General features: G+C 60.5%; 6 protein-coding genes. 4 read left to right on the forward strand and 2 right to left on the reverse strand.

Going from position 1 to position 20,007, the window contains the following annotated elements:
- Positions 1–6: 6 nt before the first annotated feature.
- Both U5L73_RS03585 and ssb read left to right on the forward strand, forming a co-directional pair.
- Complete coding sequence (locus U5L73_RS03585) at positions 7–1,194, forward strand: MFS transporter (protein ID WP_322561922.1); 1,188 nt, start codon at positions 7–9, stop codon at positions 1,192–1,194.
- A gap of 24 nt (positions 1,195–1,218) precedes the next feature.
- Positions 1,219–1,719: a single-stranded DNA-binding protein gene (gene ssb / locus U5L73_RS03590; protein WP_322561071.1), complete on the forward strand. Its 501-nt coding sequence runs from the start codon at positions 1,219–1,221 to the stop codon at positions 1,717–1,719.
- 102 nt (positions 1,720–1,821) lie between these two features.
- Here the strand turns inward: ssb and U5L73_RS03595 are convergent, their stop codons facing one another.
- Positions 1,822–3,660, reverse strand: a complete 1,839-nt coding sequence (locus tag U5L73_RS03595) for a TolC family outer membrane protein (protein WP_322561072.1) — start codon at positions 3,658–3,660, stop codon at positions 1,822–1,824.
- A 170-nt stretch (positions 3,661–3,830) separates the two neighbouring features.
- Here U5L73_RS03595 and U5L73_RS03600 point away from each other — a divergent pair, with 170 nt between their 5' ends.
- Both U5L73_RS03600 and U5L73_RS03605 read left to right on the forward strand, forming a co-directional pair.
- The gene (locus U5L73_RS03600) at positions 3,831–4,535 is read left to right on the forward strand and encodes a transglutaminase-like cysteine peptidase (RefSeq protein WP_322561073.1); all 705 of its coding nucleotides are present in this window, start codon (positions 3,831–3,833) and stop codon (positions 4,533–4,535) included.
- A gap of 23 nt (positions 4,536–4,558) precedes the next feature.
- Entirely contained in the window at positions 4,559–6,484 is a 1,926-nt protein-coding gene (locus U5L73_RS03605) for an EAL domain-containing protein (protein ID WP_322561074.1), read from the forward strand.
- Positions 6,485–6,857: 373 nt separating this feature from the next.
- On the opposite strand, the gene U5L73_RS03610 is transcribed toward U5L73_RS03605, so the two are convergent.
- Positions 6,858–19,964 carry a Calx-beta domain-containing protein gene (locus tag U5L73_RS03610; protein ID WP_322561075.1) on the reverse strand — a complete coding sequence of 4,369 codons (13,107 nt, stop codon included), beginning with the start codon at positions 19,962–19,964 and terminating at the stop codon, positions 6,858–6,860.
- Positions 19,965–20,007 lie beyond the last annotated feature (43 nt).

Genomic DNA, 20,007 nt, shown 5'->3' on the forward strand with positions numbered 1-20,007 from the left:
ACCACCATGACCCCGCTGGAGCGGCGCTCCAGTGCATCGCTGGCACTGATTTTTGCGTTGCGGATGCTGGGGCTTTTTCTGGTGCTTCCGGTATTCGCGTTGGAAACCCGCAAATACCCCGGTGGGGACGATGCGGCGCTGGTGGGGATTGCAATGGGCGTGTATGGCTTGACGCAGGGCTTGTTGCAGATTCCCTTCGGTATTGCTTCTGACCGGTTCGGGCGCAAACCGGTGATGGTCGTTGGATTGCTGGTGTTTGCGCTGGGGAGTGCTGTGGCCGCGTGGGCGCCCACTCTTGAGTGGCTGGTAGCCGGCCGGGCGGTTCAAGGCGCAGGGGCTATATCCGCAGCGGTGACTGCCTTGTTGGCAGACCAGACCCGGGACATCGTGCGCACCAAAGCCATGGCTTTGGTGGGGGCGAGTATCGGGCTGATGTTTGCTTTGTCACTGGTGCTGTCGCCCTTGCTCGCAGCTCACATCGGCTTGCACGGCTTGTTTGCCCTGACCTCCGCGTTAGCGCTGGGCGGGGTCGCAGTAGTGATCTGGTGGGTACCGCCGGCGCCGCTGCAGCAGGTCGACCAAGCCAGAAGCGGCGTGCTTGCAGTGCTGCGCCACCCGGCTTTGCTGCGATTGGATTTCGGTGTTTTTGTACTCCACGCAGTGCAATTGGCCATGTGGGTGGCGCTGCCTGCCATGTTGGTGCAAGCGGGATTGGCGCGCGATCAACATTGGCAGGTGTACCTGCCGGCGGTGTTGGCCTCGTTCTTCGTTATGGGGGCCACCCTCTTTCCGCTTGAGAAAAAAGGTTACCTGCGCGCGGTGTTTTTGTCCGCTATCGGGCTGATTGCGGTGGTGCAAGTGGCGTTGTGGCTGCTCACCCAGGCTGGGCCCAGTGTCTGGGCCATGGGTCTGGTGTTGTTTGTGTTTTTTTGCGGCTTCAATGTGCTGGAGGCCAGTCAGCCCAGCTTGGCCTCGAAGGCGGCGCCAGCGTCGGCCCGTGGTGCGGCACTGGGGGTTTACAACACCTTGCAGTCCCTGGGTTTCTTTGCTGGGGGCGCTTTGGGCGGCTGGTTGGTCAAGTCCGCCGGGGCTCAGGCCCTGTTTGTGGCCAGTGGTGGCGCCATGGTGGCATGGCTGCTCGTCGCCTGGCGAATGGAGGCGCCTGCTGCTAAACCTGTGGCAAAGGCGGGATAATCAGCGACTAATCTGGAGAAAACCATGGCATCCGTCAATAAAGTCATTCTGGTCGGCAATTGCGGCCGCGATCCTGAAATCCGCTACTTGCCCTCCGGTCAGGCGGTGGCGAACGTCAGTGTGGCCACCAGTAGCCGTCGCAAAGACCGCAATACGGGCGAAACCGTAGAAGATACCCAATGGCACCGTGTGACTTTTTACGACCGCTTGGCAGAGATCGCCGGTGAGTACGTTAAAAAAGGCCGCCCTATCTACGTCGAAGGGCGTTTGAAATACGGCAAATACACCGATCAGTCCGGTATCGAAAAGAATACGGTCGATATCGTGGCGACCGAGCTGCAATTGTTGGGCGGTCGTGAAGGCATGGGCGGCCCTTCGGATGCGGGCGATGAGGGTGGTGCGCCACCACCCCGCCGCATGGCACCGCCCCCGCGCGCTGCTGCGCCGGCCCCTGCGCCTCGCCAGGCTCCTGCACCGCGCCAGGCCAGCGGCTTTGACGACATGGACGACGACATTCCGTTCTAAGGCCTGCTCACCGGAGTTTGAGCAGCAACAGCGGCTCTGCCGCTTGGTGAAGCTCATAAAAAAAGCGACCCTCGGGTCGCTTTTTTTGTGAAGGCCTGCAGCTTAGAAGGTGCGACCTTTGGTGACGGTTTCTTTCAGGATTTTCCAGGCGCCGTTGGCATATTCCATCGAGAGTGTTTTCTCAACGGTGTCGCGGTAGTCTTCAGAACCGTATTCTTGGGTGAAAGAGACTTCCGTTGTATTGCCATCGCAGCGCGCGGGGGTGATGTTTTTCAGCACGGTAGAGATTCCACCTTGCTTGCCCACCCGCTTTTTACGCAAGTTTTCCCACTGGGAGCGGCTAAGGCCTTGTGCAGGTACAAAGCTGTCGGAGTAGGCGCTGAAATAGCCGTTGATGTCTTTGCCGTTCCAGGCTGCAATCCACTTTTCCACAGAGGGTGCGACAGCATCACACAAAGCTTTGGCGGGTGCAGTTGGGGCCACCGGTGCCTGCAAAGGTGCCGGTGCCGGAGCCGCCGCGATGGGGGTTGCCAAAGTGGGTTGGGGCAAGGTGCTCTTGTCGAGAACTATATCGGGGCCCAGGTCACTGGCGCAAAGCATCGCGTCGTCGTTGGCGTCCGTGCCACCACTTTCCTGAGGGACAGCTACTTCCAAAGGGCGAAGCTTGAGCGCGCTCAATAGGGTTCCGTTGGCACCTAAAACCCGTGCTTTGGCCAGCGACAAGTCGTATTCGGCATTGACCAGCGCACGACGTGCTTGGAAATATTCGTTTTCGGTGTCCAGCAAATCTAGCAATGAGCGTTGGCCGATATCAAATTGCTGGCGGTAGGCTTCACGCGCCTTGGACGTGGAGAGCTCATGCTGGCTCAAAAAGCCGATTTGGGACTCGAGCTTTGCCACATCATTCAGCGCGATTCGGGCAGTTTGGCGCACGTCCCGGCAGACTTTGTCACGGAGATCGTAAGTGGCGTTGAGCTTGTCTACGTATTGGCGGATGCGAGCTTGGTCAGAGCCGCCGCGGTACAAGTTGTAGTTCAGAACCAGCTGGACCGCAGAGTCGCGGTAGTCGCCGGTCACTGCGGAGCGGTTTGTCTCAAAACTCTGCGACGCGCGGAACTCCAAGGTCGGGTAGTTTGCGGCCTTGCGCAATTCAGCATCTGCACGGAATGCGCGAATGTTGGACACCGCACCCAGAAACTCAGGGTTACCGCGCACAGCGTTACCCACATAGTTCTCGCGCGCTGGAAGCGATGGTGTCAAGTTAGGGATGGGGCTGAGGTCAGCGGCGGGCTGTTCACCAACCAAGCGCTGATAACGTGAGGAGACATCATGCAAGTTAGATGCTTCAGTCAGCCAATTGGATTCGGCGAGTGCCAAGCGGCCGGACGCTTGCTCCAGATCAACCCGACGGCCCACTCCTGCTTTGACCCGTGATTCCAAGCGGTTGAACACGTCTAAGTGATTGGCATAGTTCTCTTTGGCGAGTTCGACCAGCTCGCGGAACCGCTGAACATCCAAATACGCGCGTGCAGCTTCCAGTCCAATGTTGTCGCTGCTGGCTAGGAGATCGTAATAGGCTGCCATACGGCTGTAGCCCAAGCGCCGCACATCGCTTGCGGTGGCAAAGCCGTCAAACAGTGTTTGTCGCAACTGCAAGCTAGCGGTCGAGTTGGAGTACGCGCGATCTCCAGACAATCCGGGGGAGAACGTGGACTTCTCACCCACTGAGGCCTCCAAGTCAATCCGCGGTTTGAATCCTCCTTCAGCAACGGCGCGCTCGTTGGAGCTTGCCATCAGATTCTTGTGTTTGAGTTTGACCTCTGGGTTTTCCAAAATCGCTTTTTCAACAGCGCTAGACAGCTGGGTCGCAAGCTGAGCATTCGAAAAACCGGTAAGGAAAAGACTGGTAATTGCAAGAGCTAATGGAGTGCGATAGGTCATTTTTCAGCTGTACCCGCTTTTCCAGCAGGTGACTAGAGGAGTCGAAATCAAAAACAAGTCGTTACAAAAAGGCTCGACTTGATTGGGCCCAACTTGCAATTTTAACCCTTTAGGTCAAAATGAGAATAGCCATTTTGTGACAAACGCCCGTTATTTCTATTTTTTGCGTAATGCGCATCGTCTTTAACAAATTAATGGTTTCTGTTGCGAGCGCTTTATTGCGTATGCAGATGCCATTAGTTTTAGCGCTTTTGGGCGGGGTGATGCTGAGCGTTCACGTGGGGGCTGGTATTGATGCGGTTCAGGCGTCTTTCGCACAGCGTTGGGGCGCAACGTCTCAGTCTCGGTTCGATGCATGGCGCAAACTTCTCCCCTCCTTATCGGAGTTGGGAGATGCAGACCGCCTCAAGCGCGTCAACAGCTTCGTAAATCAACAGGTGCAGTTTGGTGAAGACACTTCCGTTTGGGGGCAGACAGACTATTGGGCGACGCCGGTCGAGACACTGGGGCGCGGTGCTGGAGATTGTGAAGACTTTGCAATTGCCAAGTACTTCACGCTGCTTCAGGTCGGGATGGCGCCGGATAAGCTGCGATTTATTTATGTGCGTGCAAAAACGGGCACTTCTGATGCGACTCAAGCGCATATGGTGCTGGCCTTTTATGCCACGCCGGATGCCGAGCCTTTGGTGATGGACAACTTGGTCGGCGAGATCAAGCTGGCTTCGCGTCGACCGGACTTGGTTCCGGTATTTAGTTTTAACAGTACGGGCGTTTTCACTGGGGCTGCGGGCGCGAGCCCTGCGGCCGGTGGAACCGGGCGTTTGTCGCGCTGGGAAGATTTATTGCGCCGGGCTAAGGCCGAAGGCTTTGAGTAATTCAGTAGGAAGAGGAAATACCCATGTCTATGTACCGACAACTTTGGCTGGCGATCATTGCCAGCATGTTGCTGGCCCTTGGTGGGGGCTTGTTGGCATCACTGCTCTCGGCACGGGGCTATCTGGAGTCGCAGTTGGCGATCAAGAATACAGACAATGCCTCTGCGCTGGCGCTTGCTTTGAGCCAGAGTGATCCGGATCCGGTGAGTGTGGATTTGGTGTCTGCGTCTTTATTTGATAGCGGTCACTACCAACTTGTGCGTGTGCTGGATCCGACGGGTAATGTAATTTCGGAGCGGATTGCGCCACAGGGAGAGTTCGATGCACCCGCATGGTTTGCGGCATTGCTTCCGATTCAATCGGCTCCGGGGCAGGCGCAGATATCCAATGGCTGGAAGCAGTTCGGCACGGTTACGCTGATCAGCCATAGCCGTTTTGCATATGGCGCTTTATGGAAAAGTGCGTGTGACATGACACTGGCACTCGCTTTGGCTGGCTTGGTGGGCGGCTGGCTGGGGAGCTCGGTATTGGGGCGCTTGCGGCGACCTTTAGACACGGTGATCGAACAAGCGACGGCTATTACGCAGCGACGCTTCGTTACGGTAGAGGAGCCCAAGGTACCAGAGCTGAAGCAGCTCGCCAGCGCGATGAATGCAACGGTCGGGCGCCTGAAGTCAATGTTTGACGATGAAGCCCTTCGCCTTGAGCAAGTCAGGCAGGAGGCTAATTTTGACAACTTGACTGGATTGGCTAATCGCGCTTACTTCATGGCGCGATTGCGTCAAAGCATGGACGCGGAAGACTCTTCAGGTGGTTTGCTGTTGATGGTTCGTTTGGCGGATCTGGCGGGTATCAACCGGCGTCTGGGGCGTGCAGCGACGGACGACTTCTTGAAGTTGACCGGACATGTCCTCAAGCGGGTAGCCGAAGCCTACTCAGAGAGCGTGCCTGCCCGACTGAACGGTGCTGATTTTGCGCTTTTAGTGCCAGCCAACGTGGAGGGGCAAGAGCTCGCAAGCCGACTCATCCAAGTACTGATTAAAGAGGCTGCGCCTTTTGTGGAGGGCGGTAACACAGCAGCAGTGGGCTATGGACGTTTCAGCCAAGGCGAAAACATCGGTGAGCTTCTGGCTCGGATCGACAGTGCGCTGGCGACTGCAGAGGCCTCCCAGGCAAACAGTGTTCAAGAGGCTCGCGTATCAACAGATGATGATTTGCCACGTACTGCAGACCAGTGGGCCATCATGATCCGACGTGCTTTGGAGCATGGCTGGGTGCGCCTCATTTCTTTCCCCGTAATGACCATGTCTGGCGGCCTATCGCACCGCGAGTGCCCTTTGCGCTTGATGTTTGACGAGCGCGGAGAGTGGTTGCCGGCCGGGCGTTTTTTACCGATTGCAGAGCGACTGAAGTTGACGGCTGATTTGGACCTCAAGGCCGTGGAGCTTGGGTTGCAAGATTTAACGAGGTCGCCTGCGCTTCCGGGATTGGCTATCAACCTCTCCGCGAGCTCATTGGCGGACCGTTCCTTTATTCCGAAGCTGATTGCTTTGGTTCGCCAGAGTGCGGGGGCCGCTGATCGGCTTTGGCTTGAGGTCGCAGAGGAAGGTGCTTTCAAGCATTTGGATGCATTCCGGGCGCTATGTCCGCAGCTAAAGCTGCACGGTTGTCACGTAGGTTTGGAGCACTTTGGTCATCGCTTCAGTCAAATCGGGCAGTTGCATGACTTGGGACTCGACTATTTGAAAGTTGACTCTAGTTTCGTCCGGGGTGTTGATGCCAATGCGGGTAACGCGGCCTTCTTAAAAGGTCTTTGCGGGATTGCTCACAATATTGGACTTTTGGTCTTGGCTGAGGGAGTTTCGACTGATGCTGAGATCGACGCGTTGAAGGCCTTGGGCTTTGATGGCGCAACTGGGCCTGCAGTGAAGGACGTCCCTGCTGCTTGACTGCGATCCGCAGTGGTGCCAATCTCTTTGGGTTGCGGCCCTCCTCTTGGTTGAGTAAAGCTTTTCGCTAGAAAAGGCGATACCTACGAGAAAGCTTGCCCTTTATGCGGCCACTGCGATCTCACTTCTGTCCAGATAAAGCTCAATCGTAAAAGGCTTGGCCTCCATTTCTGGAGGGTATGTGTCAAGAAAAATGACCAAATCCGTCCGAACGGAGAGTTGGCTGGCTTTCGGCTCATTAAGTTGCTTTACAGACGGTCTGTCCGTAATTGTTAACGGCGAATGACTTTCGCCACTACCGAATGAGTAGTGCGGTCTGGGAAAGCCGAAGAGTCTTGGAGGTCCTCTCTTCGGCTTTCTTGTGCAGACCCTATTAGTCAGTAATCAACTTTCCTTTTGAAATTAAGTCATTGATTAGTTGCTGGTCAGTGGTAAATCCGGACGTGAGGTTTACACCGGAGAACACGATTCGCTGGACTGTATTGTTCGTCACATCCGCAAATGTGCCTCCAATTGAATGCCCCGCAGTGAATGCGCCTGTCGTACTGATTTGAAGCACAGTTTCAGTACCGTTTGTACTGAAATGCAAGTACTTATCCAAAGTCGCGCTGTTTTCGCCTGATAACAAATCACGCAAGTCGATACGATCGCCCCCGGAAGCAAAGGTAGCAGCACTGAAGTCAGTAACTGTGTCCACAGCTTGGGCAGCGTTGGTCCCTTGGTCGTTGAGCGACCACCTAAACGTATCTGACCCTGTTCCACCGGTGAGCGAGTCATTCCCAGCTCCGCCAATGAGGACATCATTACCGGCTCGGCCGTTAATGGTGTCATTGCCTGCATAGCCATAAATAATATCGCTCACGGAATCGCTGCCGGTCAAAGTATTCGCGGCGGCAGTCCCTTCTAAGTTTTGATGGCCGCTCAGATTCAATGTCAAAACATTAGTGGATGTATCTCCATCTTTATCTGTAATCGTGTAGTTGTAGGTGGCGGTTAATTGATCACCCGTCCTGATGGCACCACGTGTCGCTTCATTCATTGTGAAGGTGTAAGTCCCGTCACTATTGCCAACGAATGAACCTAAGCTGCTTGTCCCGCTCCATACAACACCGGAGTTCGCCAACCCGTCTGCCCCACCTTGAGCAAAGACGTTTCCGGTTGCGGTGGGCAATGGTTCAACGGTAGTGATCGAAGCGAAGATTCCAAAGCTCGACGCCTGTTGTTCCTGTGTAAAGATTTGCGTGACCAAATTGCCATTCGCATCTCTGAATCCATTGAAATTGACAACGTAATTCTGTCCTGCAATATTAATTGTGGAGCTAGAGGTAGGCAGGGTGATGATGTCACGGGAAGCATCATCCGTTGGAGTACTGGTGTTTGGAGTTTCCGTATGGTCTAGGCGAATGGTGAAAGGCACATTCGTGGTAACTCCGTTGATCACTACATTGAATGCCAATGTCAGGTCAGTGTAGTTCAGCGGATTTCCAGTCACTGGGAAGTTGTTATGGGTAAACGTGCCGACTTGGAATAACTGATTCAACGCAACAGCATTACCTGCCGCTGAAGTGAAAGAGGTGTTATCCACCAACGTGTAGCCCGATTGCGTGCTGCCCGTACCCCACCGCAGCACCTCGCGCTGGGCATCCGTATCCCCTCCCTCTGTCGCCGCAAGCGCATTGCCGTCATCCAGGACAGCGTTGATAAAGCCGGCTTGTAATGTGTTTACGCTGAGGGCGTCTACGCCGACATAGATATTGTGGCTAACCGCTCTTGTGGATGGTGAGTCGTCTTCAACGTTGATAGTCAGCGTACCGCTGCCACTCAATGCCCCATCATTTGCGCTGACGACGAAATTGAGTGCCCTTACATCCTCACCGGCACCTGCGTGATCAATCGGCGCTAATAAATCAAAGGTGTAGTTGCCACCGCTTGTTAGGCTAATGGTTGCTACATCGACCGAGCCGGCCCGCCCCGTATAGGTTTGCCCGCTTAATGTCCAGACCACCGCAATGCCGTTTGAAGTGATGCCTGAGGGCGCGGATGTGAAAGACCAAGTCGCGCTAGGGCTATCAACATCGGTCGAAACCAGTGTGCCGCTAACAGTCTTCAAGTTTGTGGTGTCCGGTGATCCGGTGGTATCCGCCAAGCCTACTGCCAAGCCTTCTTCGGAGACGCTTGCAGATTGGTTAATCACTATTGGTGCGTCGTTTACGCTGACCACATTGATTGTTGTAATTGCGGTGTTTGACGCGTTCGCCCCGTCATTCACCACTACTTCTATAGTGCGAGCAATGTTGCTGGGGTTTTCGCTTGTGCTGGCAAAGGTGATGGCGCGGATGGCATCTTGGTAATTCGCCAAGTTAGCATTCCCCGTCAGGGTAATGACATTGCCCGTGATTGATGCTGCAATGCCCGAAGGCAAGCTTCCTACAGCCAATACATCGCCCGTTTGTCCGTTTGTCAGCGTAATGGTGGCACTAGCGAGGTTGGTGCCATTTGCATCCGTGATAGTGATGTCTGAGTCAGAAATCGATATAGGAGCACCATTCTCGGTGTAGCTCGTAATGAAGTTCGCTCCTGTGGCGGTACTGGAGTTGTTGATGTCCAGATCCAATACAGGTGCGAAATCATCGTTGGTGATAGTGCCGGTGGCCGCAGCGGTCGTGGCCGTCAGAGCCACCGCGTTGCTGGTGGCGCTGGTGATGGTGGCGATAACCGTTTCATTGCCCTCGAACGTGGTGTCCGTTGTGGGGTCAATAGTGATGGTGGCCGTGGTCGAGCCTGCCGGAATGGTCACAGTCCCTGTGAGGGCCGAGCCGGTGTAGTCGGCGCCGTTAGTGGCCGAGCCGCTGAGGGTGTAGTTCACCGTGGTGGCAAACGCAGACGGATTGCTCAGGGTGAAGGTGTACACCAGGTTGGTGGCGCCATCTTCTGCCACGCTGGCAGGAGAGACCGAGACAGCAACCGTAGGCTGGTCGTTGTCGGTGATAGTGCCGGTGGCGACATTATTGGTCGCACTGACAGTGGCCCCGCCGGTGGCGGTAGTCACAGTGGCGATCACAGACTCATTGGATTCAAAGACGGTATCGCTGGTCGGATCGACCGTGAAAGTCGCAGAGGTCTGACCGGCCAGGATAGTGACGGTACGGGTCGCCGCGGTGACGTAGTCGGTACCCTCGGTGGCAGAGCCAGTGAGGGTGTAAGTGACCACCGTATCGACGGAGCTGGGGTTGCTCAGGGAGACGGTGTAGGTCATCACGTTACCGGCAGCCGCGTCTTCAGCGATGGTGCTTGGAGTCACGGCGATGGAGACCACAGGAGCGGTGTCATCGTTGGTGATAGTGCCGGTGGCCGCAGCGGTCGTAGCCGTAAGAGCCACTGCGTTGCTGGTGGCGCTGTTGATGGTGGCGATGACCGTTTCATTGCCCTCGAACGTGGTGTCCGTTGTGGGGTCAATGGTGATAGTGGCCGTGGTCGAACCTGCCGGAATGGTCACAGTCCCTGTGAGGGCCGAGCCGGTGTAGTCGGTGCCGTTAGTGGCCGAGCCGCTGAGGGTGTAGTTCACCGTGGTGGCAAACGCAGACGGATTGCTCAGGGTGAAGGTGTACACCAGGTTGGTGGCGCCATCTTCTGCCACGCTGGCAGGAGATACCGAGACAGCAACCGTAGGCGCATCGTTATCGGTGGGGCCGCCCGGAGGCGAGCCGGTGCCGTCGTCACGGATGGTGCCCGAGCCGGAGTTATCGGCAATGGCAGAGCCGGCAGAGGCGTTGGAGAGATTGACGGTAAAGGCCTCGCTGACCTCGTAGACGGCGTCATTGGTGACGTTGAGGGTCACGGTCTGGGTGAGCACGCCGGGGGCGAAGGTCAAGGTGCCAGCCAAAGCGCTGGAGCCTGCGGTGACGTCGCTACCGGCGGCGCCCACGGAGGCGGTGCCGCTGGCGGCGGCGTAGTCCACAGTCAAAGCGCTGGAGCCTGGGTTGGACAGGGTGACGGTGAAGGTGATGGTGCCTGCGCCCTCATTGACGGTGACGTCATTGATGGAGAACTGGGGCGTACCGTCGTTATCGGTGATGGTGGCGGTGCCGGAGGCAGGCGTGGTGGTGGCGCCGGAGACCGGAGTGGCGGTGAGGGTGAAGGACTCGGGCCCTTCGGAGATCACATCATCGGTGGTGGCCAGGCGCAGCTGCACGGAGGTGGCCCCTGCGGGGATGGTCACATTGCCGGTCACAGGAGTCCACACGGGAGCGGCGTCGGTGCCGCTGTTGAACTCCAGGTTGCTTGCGGCGGCGGTATCGGTGCCCAGGGTGGCAGAGCCACTGGCCAGGGTTGGTGTGAAAACCACCGGGCTGGTGCTGGGGTTGGAGATGCTCACGGTGAAGACGGCGCTGGCGCCTTCTGCGACGGAGATGTTGGCCACGGACAAGACGGGGGTGTCGTTGTCGGAGCCGGGAGGGCCGCCGGTGCCATCGTCATTGATGGTGGTGGTCACGGAGCCGGTGGCAATGGTGGCGCCGCCGGTGGGGGCCGACAGATTGACGGAGAAGTTCTCGGCACCTTCAAACGTGGTGTCGTTGGAAATATCTACGGTAAACGTCTGGCTGGTCACGCCCGGGGCAAACGTCAGGATGCCGGTGGTGGCGGCGAAGTCGGAGCCGGAAGTGGCGGTGCCACTGGTGGCGTTGTAGGCCACGGTGATGGGGCCGCTGGCGGCATTGGACAGGGTGACGGTGTAGGTCAGGGTGCCTGCGGCTTCGTTGACGGTGGCCGGGCCGGCGATGACCAGGCTAGGCGCATCGTTATCGGTGGGGCCGCCCGGAGGCGAGCCGGTGCCGTCGTCACGGATGGTGCCCGAGCCGGAGTTATCGGCAATGGCAGAGCCGGCAGAGGCGTTGGAGAGATTGACGGTAAAGGCCTCGCTGACCTCGTAGACGGCGTCATTGGTGACGTTGAGGGTCACGGTCTGGGTGAGCACGCCGGGGGCGAAGGTCAAGGTGCCAGCCAAAGCGCTGGAGCCTGCGGTGACGTCGCTACCGGCGGCGCCCACGGAGGCGGTGCCGCTGGCGGCGGCGTAGTCCACAGTCAAAGCGCTGGAGCCTGGGTTGGACAGGGTGACGGTGAAGGTGATGGTGCCTGCGCCCTCATTGACGGTGACGTCATTGATGGAGAACTGGGGCGTACCGTCGTTATCGGTGATGGTGGCGGTGCCGGAGGCAGGCGTGGTGGTGGCGCCGGAGACCGGAGTGGCGGTGAGGGTGAAGGACTCGGGCCCTTCGGAGATCACATCATCGGTGGTGGCCAGGCGCAGCTGCACGGAGGTGGCCCCTGCGGGGATGGTCACATTGCCGGTCACAGGAGTCCACACGGGAGCGGCGTCGGTGCCGCTGTTGAACTCCAGGTTGCTTGCGGCGGCGGTATCGGTGCCCAGGGTGGCAGAGCCACTGGCCAGGGTTGGTGTGAAAACCACCGGGCTGGTGCTGGGGTTGGAGATGCTCACGGTGAAGACGGCGCTGGCGCCTTCTGCGACGGAGATGTTGGCCACGGACAAGACGGGGGTGTCGTTGTCGGAGCCGGGAGGGCCGCCGGTGCCATCGTCATTGATGGTGGTGGTCACGGAGCCGGTGGCAATGGTGGCGCCGCCGGTGGGGGCCGACAGATTGACGGAGAAGTTCTCGGCACCTTCAAACGTGGTGTCGTTGGAAATATCTACGGTAAACGTCTGGCTGGTCACGCCCGGGGCAAACGTCAGGATGCCGGTGGTGGCGGCGAAGTCGGAGCCGGAAGTGGCGGTGCCACTGGTGGCGTTGTAGGCCACGGTGATGGGGCCGCTGGCGGCATTGGACAGGGTGACGGTGTAGGTCAGGGTGCCTGCGGCTTCGTTGACGGTGGCCGGGCCGGCGATGACCAGGCTAGGCGCATCGTTATCGGTGGGGCCGCCCGGAGGCGAGCCGGTGCCGTCGTCACGGATGGTGCCCGAGCCGGAGTTATCGGCAATGGCAGAGCCGGCAGAGGCGTTGGAGAGATTGACGGTAAAGGCCTCGCTGACCTCGTAGACGGCGTCATTGGTGACGTTGAGGGTCACGGTCTGGGTGAGCACGCCGGGGGCGAAGGTCAAGGTGCCAGCCAAAGCGCTGGAGCCTGCGGTGACGTCGCTACCGGCGGCGCCCACGGAGGCGGTGCCGCTGGCGGCGGCGTAGTCCACAGTCAAAGCGCTGGAGCCTGGGTTGGACAGGGTGACGGTGAAGGTGATGGTGCCTGCGCCCTCATTGACGGTGACGTCATTGATGGAGAACTGGGGCGTACCGTCGTTATCGGTGATGGTGGCGGTGCCGGAGGCAGGCGTGGTGGTGGCGCCGGAGACCGGAGTGGCGGTGAGGGTGAAGGACTCGGGCCCTTCGGAGATCACATCATCGGTGGTGGCCAGGCGCAGCTGCACGGAGGTGGCCCCTGCGGGGATGGTCACATTGCCGGTCACAGGAGTCCACACGGGAGCGGCGTCGGTGCCGCTGTTGAACTCCAGGTTGCTTGCGGCGGCGGTATCGGTGCCCAGGGTGGCAGAGCCACTGGCCAGGGTTGGTGTGAAAACCACCGGGCTGGTGCTGGGGTTGGAGATGCTCACGGTGAAGACGGCGCTGGCGCCTTCTGCGACGGAGATGTTGGCCACGGACAAGACGGGGGTGTCGTTGTCGGAGCCGGGAGGGCCGCCGGTGCCATCGTCATTGATGGTGGTGGTCACGGAGCCGGTGGCAATGGTGGCGCCGCCGGTGGGGGCCGACAGATTGACGGAGAAGTTCTCGGCACCTTCAAACGTGGTGTCGTTGGAAATATCTACGGTAAACGTCTGGCTGGTCACGCCCGGGGCAAACGTCAGGATGCCGGTGGTGGCGGCGAAGTCGGAGCCGGAAGTGGCGGTGCCACTGGTGGCGTTGTAGGCCACGGTGATGGGGCCGCTGGCGGCATTGGACAGGGTGACGGTGTAGGTCAGGGTGCCTGCGGCTTCGTTGACGGTGGCCGGGCCGGCGATGACCAGGCTAGGCGCATCGTTATCGGTGGGGCCGCCCGGAGGCGAGCCGGTGCCGTCGTCACGGATGGTGCCCGAGCCGGAGTTATCGGCAATGGCAGAGCCGGCAGAGGCGTTGGAGAGATTGACGGTAAAGGCCTCGCTGACCTCGTAGACGGCGTCATTGGTGACGTTGAGGGTCACGGTCTGGGTGAGCACGCCGGGGGCGAAGGTCAAGGTGCCAGCCAAAGCGCTGGAGCCTGCGGTGACGTCGCTACCGGCGGCGCCCACGGAGGCGGTGCCGCTGGCGGCGGCGTAGTCCACAGTCAAAGCGCTGGAGCCTGGGTTGGACAGGGTGACGGTGAAGGTGATGGTGCCTGCGCCCTCATTGACGGTGACGTCATTGATGGAGAACTGGGGCGTACCGTCGTTATCGGTGATGGTGGCGGTGCCGGAGGCAGGCGTGGTGGTGGCGCCGGAGACCGGAGTGGCGGTGAGGGTGAAGGACTCGGGCCCTTCGGAGATCACATCATCGGTGGTGGCCAGGCGCAGCTGCACGGAGGTGGCCCCTGCGGGGATGGTCACATTGCCGGTCACAGGAGTCCACACGGGAGCGGCGTCGGTGCCGCTGTTGAACTCCAGGTTGCTTGCGGCGGCGGTATCGGTGCCCAGGGTGGCAGAGCCACTGGCCAGGGTTGGTGTGAAAACCACCGGGCTGGTGCTGGGGTTGGAGATGCTCACGGTGAAGACGGCGCTGGCGCCTTCTGCGACGGAGATGTTGGCCACGGACAAGACGGGGGTGTCGTTGTCGGAGCCGGGAGGGCCGCCGGTGCCATCGTCATTGATGGTGGTGGTCACGGAGCCGGTGGCAATGGTGGCGCCGCCGGTGGGGGCCGACAGATTGACGGAGAAGTTCTCGGCACCTTCAAACGTGGTGTCGTTGGAAATATCTACGGTAAACGTCTGGCTGGTCACGCCCGGGGCAAACGTCAGGATGCCGGTGGTGGCGGCGAAGTCGGAGCCGGAAGTGGCGGTGCCACTGGTGGCGTTGTAGGCCACGGTGATGGGGCCGCTGGCGGCATTGGACAGGGTGACGGTGTAGGTCAGGGTGCCTGCGGCTTCGTTGACGGTGGCCGGGCCGGCGATGACCAGGCTAGGCGCATCGTTATCGGTGGGGCCGCCCGGAGGCGAGCCGGTGCCGTCGTCACGGATGGTGCCCGAGCCGGAGTTATCGGCAATGGCAGAGCCGGCAGAGGCGTTGGAGAGATTGACGGTAAAGGCCTCGCTGACCTCGTAGACGGCGTCATTGGTGACGTTGAGGGTCACGGTCTGGGTGAGCACGCCGGGGGCGAAGGTCAAGGTGCCAGCCAAAGCGCTGGAGCCTGCGGTGACGTCGCTACCGGCGGCGCCCACGGAGGCGGTGCCGCTGGCGGCGGCGTAGTCCACAGTCAAAGCGCTGGAGCCTGGGTTGGACAGGGTGACGGTGAAGGTGATGGTGCCTGCGCCCTCATTGACGGTGACGTCATTGATGGAGAACTGGGGCGTACCGTCGTTATCGGTGATGGTGGCGGTGCCGGAGGCAGGCGTGGTGGTGGCGCCGGAGACCGGAGTGGCGGTGAGGGTGAAGGACTCGGGCCCTTCGGAGATCACATCATCGGTGGTGGCCAGGCGCAGCTGCACGGAGGTGGCCCCTGCGGGGATGGTCACATTGCCGGTCACAGGAGTCCACACGGGAGCGGCGTCGGTGCCGCTGTTGAACTCCAGGTTGCTTGCGGCGGCGGTATCGGTGCCCAGGGTGGCAGAGCCACTGGCCAGGGTTGGTGTGAAAACCACCGGGCTGGTGCTGGGGTTGGAGATGCTCACGGTGAAGACGGCGCTGGCGCCTTCTGCGACGGAGATGTTGGCCACGGACAAGACGGGGGTGTCGTTGTCGGAGCCGGGAGGGCCGCCGGTGCCATCGTCATTGATGGTGGTGGTCACGGAGCCGGTGGCAATGGTGGCGCCGCCGGTGGGGGCCGACAGATTGACGGAGAAGTTCTCGGCACCTTCAAACGTGGTGTCGTTGGAAATATCTACGGTAAACGTCTGGCTGGTCACGCCCGGGGCAAACGTCAGGATGCCGGTGGTGGCGGCGAAGTCGGAGCCGGAAGTGGCGGTGCCACTGGTGGCGTTGTAGGCCACGGTGATGGGGCCGCTGGCGGCATTGGACAGGGTGACGGTGTAGGTCAGGGTGCCTGCGGCTTCGTTGACGGTGGCCGGGCCGGCGATGACCAGGCTAGGCGCATCGTTATCGGTGGGGCCGCCCGGAGGCGAGCCGGTGCCGTCGTCACGGATGGTGCCCGAGCCGGAGTTATCGGCAATGGCAGAGCCGGCAGAGGCGTTGGAGAGATTGACGGTAAAGGCCTCGCTGACCTCGTAGACGGCGTCATTGGTGACGTTGAGGGTCACGGTCTGGGTGAGCACGCCGGGGGCGAAGGTCAAGGTGCCAGCCAAAGCGCTGGAGCCTGCGGTGACGTCGCTACCGGCGGCGCCCACGGAGGCGGTGCCGCTGGCGGCGGCGTAGTCCACAGTCAAAGCGCTGGAGCCTGGGTTGGACAGGGTGACGGTGAAGGTGATGGTGCCTGCGCCCTCATTGACGGTGACGTCATTGATGGAGAACTGGGGCGTACCGTCGTTATCGGTGATGGTGGCGGTGCCGGAGGCAGGCGTGGTGGTGGCGCCGGAGACCGGAGTGGCGGTGAGGGTGAAGGACTCGGGCCCTTCGGAGATCACATCATCGGTGGTGGCCAGGCGCAGCTGCACGGAGGTGGCCCCTGCGGGGATGGTCACATTGCCGGTCACAGGAGTCCACACGGGAGCGGCGTCGGTGCCGCTGTTGAACTCCAGGTTGCTTGCGGCGGCGGTATCGGTGCCCAGGGTGGCAGAGCCACTGGCCAGGGTTGGTGTGAAAACCACCGGGCTGGTGCTGGGGTTGGAGATGCTCACGGTGAAGACGGCGCTGGCGCCTTCTGCGACGGAGATGTTGGCCACGGACAAGACGGGGGTGTCGTTGTCGGAGCCGGGAGGGCCGCCGGTGCCATCGTCATTGATGGTGGTGGTCACGGAGCCGGTGGCAATGGTGGCGCCGCCGGTGGGGGCCGACAGATTGACGGAGAAGTTCTCGGCACCTTCAAACGTGGTGTCGTTGGAAATATCTACGGTAAACGTCTGGCTGGTCACGCCCGGGGCAAACGTCAGGATGCCGGTGGTGGCGGCGAAGTCGGAGCCGGAAGTGGCGGTGCCACTGGTGGCGTTGTAGGCCACGGTGATGGGGCCGCTGGCGGCATTGGACAGGGTGACGGTGTAGGTCAGGGTGCCTGCGGCTTCGTTGACGGTGGCCGGGCCGGCGATGACCAGGCTAGGCGCATCGTTATCGGTGGGGCCGCCCGGAGGCGAGCCGGTGCCGTCGTCACGGATGGTGCCCGAGCCGGAGTTATCGGCAATGGCAGAGCCGGCAGAGGCGTTGGAGAGATTGACGGTAAAGGCCTCGCTGACCTCGTAGACGGCGTCATTGGTGACGTTGAGGGTCACGGTCTGGGTGAGCACGCCGGGGGCGAAGGTCAAGGTGCCAGCCAAAGCGCTGGAGCCTGCGGTGACGTCGCTACCGGCGGCGCCCACGGAGGCGGTGCCGCTGGCGGCGGCGTAGTCCACAGTCAAAGCGCTGGAGCCTGGGTTGGACAGGGTGACGGTGAAGGTGATGGTGCCTGCGCCCTCATTGACGGTGACGTCATTGATGGAGAACTGGGGCGTACCGTCGTTATCGGTGATGGTGGCGGTGCCGGAGGCAGGCGTGGTGGTGGCGCCGGAGACCGGAGTGGCGGTGAGGGTGAAGGACTCGGGCCCTTCGGAGATCACATCATCGGTGGTGGCCAGGCGCAGCTGCACGGAGGTGGCCCCTGCGGGGATGGTCACATTGCCGGTCACAGGAGTCCACACGGGAGCGGCGTCGGTGCCGCTGTTGAACTCCAGGTTGCTTGCGGCGGCGGTATCGGTGCCCAGGGTGGCAGAGCCACTGGCCAGGGTTGGTGTGAAAACCACCGGGCTGGTGCTGGGGTTGGAGATGCTCACGGTGAAGACGGCGCTGGCGCCTTCTGCGACGGAGATGTTGGCCACGGACAAGACGGGGGTGTCGTTGTCGGAGCCGGGAGGGCCGCCGGTGCCATCGTCATTGATGGTGGTGGTCACGGAGCCGGTGGCAATGGTGGCGCCGCCGGTGGGGGCCGACAGATTGACGGAGAAGTTCTCGGCACCTTCAAACGTGGTGTCGTTGGAAATATCTACGGTAAACGTCTGGCTGGTCACGCCCGGGGCAAACGTCAGGATGCCGGTGGTGGCGGCGAAGTCGGAGCCGGAAGTGGCGGTGCCACTGGTGGCGTTGTAGGCCACGGTGATGGGGCCGCTGGCGGCATTGGACAGGGTGACGGTGTAGGTCAGGGTGCCTGCGGCTTCGTTGACGGTGGCCGGGCCGGCGATGACCAGGCTAGGCGCATCGTTATCGGTGGGGCCGCCCGGAGGCGAGCCGGTGCCGTCGTCACGGATGGTGCCCGAGCCGGAGTTATCGGCAATGGCAGAGCCGGCAGAGGCGTTGGAGAGATTGACGGTAAAGGCCTCGCTGACCTCGTAGACGGCGTCATTGGTGACGTTGAGGGTCACGGTCTGGGTGAGCACGCCGGGGGCGAAGGTCAAGGTGCCAGCCAAAGCGCTGGAGCCTGCGGTGACGTCGCTACCGGCGGCGCCCACGGAGGCGGTGCCGCTGGCGGCGGCGTAGTCCACAGTCAAAGCGCTGGAGCCTGGGTTGGACAGGGTGACGGTGAAGGTGATGGTGCCTGCGCCCTCATTGACGGTGACGTCATTGATGGAGAACTGGGGCGTACCGTCGTTATCGGTGATGGTGGCGGTGCCGGAGGCAGGCGTGGTGGTGGCGCCGGAGACCGGAGTGGCGGTGAGGGTGAAGGACTCGGGCCCTTCGGAGATCACATCATCGGTGGTGGCCAGGCGCAGCTGCACGGAGGTGGCCCCTGCGGGGATGGTCACATTGCCGGTCACAGGAGTCCACACGGGAGCGGCGTCGGTGCCGCTGTTGAACTCCAGGTTGCTTGCGGCGGCGGTATCGGTGCCCAGGGTGGCAGAGCCACTGGCCAGGGTTGGTGTGAAAACCACCGGGCTGGTGCTGGGGTTGGAGATGCTCACGGTGAAGACGGCGCTGGCGCCTTCTGCGACGGAGATGTTGGCCACGGACAAGACGGGGGTGTCGTTGTCGGAGCCGGGAGGGCCGCCGGTGCCATCGTCATTGATGGTGGTGGTCACGGAGCCGGTGGCAATGGTGGCGCCGCCGGTGGGGGCCGACAGATTGACGGAGAAGTTCTCGGCACCTTCAAACGTGGTGTCGTTGGAAATATCTACGGTAAACGTCTGGCTGGTCACGCCCGGGGCAAACGTCAGGATGCCGGTGGTGGCGGCGAAGTCGGAGCCGGAAGTGGCGGTGCCACTGGTGGCGTTGTAGGCCACGGTGATGGGGCCGCTGGCGGCATTGGACAGGGTGACGGTGTAGGTCAGGGTGCCTGCGGCTTCGTTGACGGTGGCCGGGCCGGCGATGACCAGAGAAGGGGTGTCGTTATCCAATATGGTTCCGGTCCCGGTGACGCCGCCGATATCGATAGGAACGCTTTCATTACCCTCGAAGACCGCATCATTCGTAGTCGGCACAGAAACGGTAAAACCAATCACGCCTGGCGGGACAGAAATCGTTTTTCCAATGGGATCGAACGTGACCCCATTGCTGAATGTGGGACTTCCGTAATCCGAGTTGATCGCCGAGCCACCTCCTAAATTGAATGAAAAGGTCGAAATCACCGATGAACTTGCATTGAGCGCGACACTGAAAACCAAGACGTTGCCTTCAGTCTGTACAGGGTTGCTAATGCCGGCAATGCTTGGTGCCGCAGGCGTAGCGGCGTTTTCTTGTACAAAGACTGTTTCTTGGGTGTCAGCGCCGCGATCAATGGAGGCTGTACTGAGGGACTCATTGATTCGCATGACGCGAACGAAGCTATGAGAGTCACTGGCATCACCGCCGGAGAGGCCGGCCGCGGTCGCTTCGAGCTGTGTGCTCAGGTCTCCGCCTGACGCAATGATTTGTTCAATGGCTGCTGAACCGCTATTCAGGTCCCGTAAGGCGGCTTCAGTGGCATCGGTAGGGCTCAATCCCAGCAGATTGGCGTCGATCAACAGCTCTCTGCCAGCTTCCAAGCTGATGGCTTGCCCATTGGGTAAAGCCAACTCTAAGCGAGTCCCGTTCTCGGTGATGACGACTTGACCCTCTTGGATTTCGTCGCCGACCTTGATGGCACGCTTAGTTCCGTCCGGAGATACGACCCATGCGTTGCCCTGCAAAATTACGACGACGCCACGGGCTTGGGCGGAAACTTGGGATGTAGCCATGTCAAAAACTCCAGAATCAGCATTGAATACTGACCAATGTAGA

This window comes from Rhodoferax sp. (genome assembly GCF_034520025.1).
Classification (GTDB): domain Bacteria; phylum Pseudomonadota; class Gammaproteobacteria; order Burkholderiales; family Burkholderiaceae_C; genus Allorhodoferax.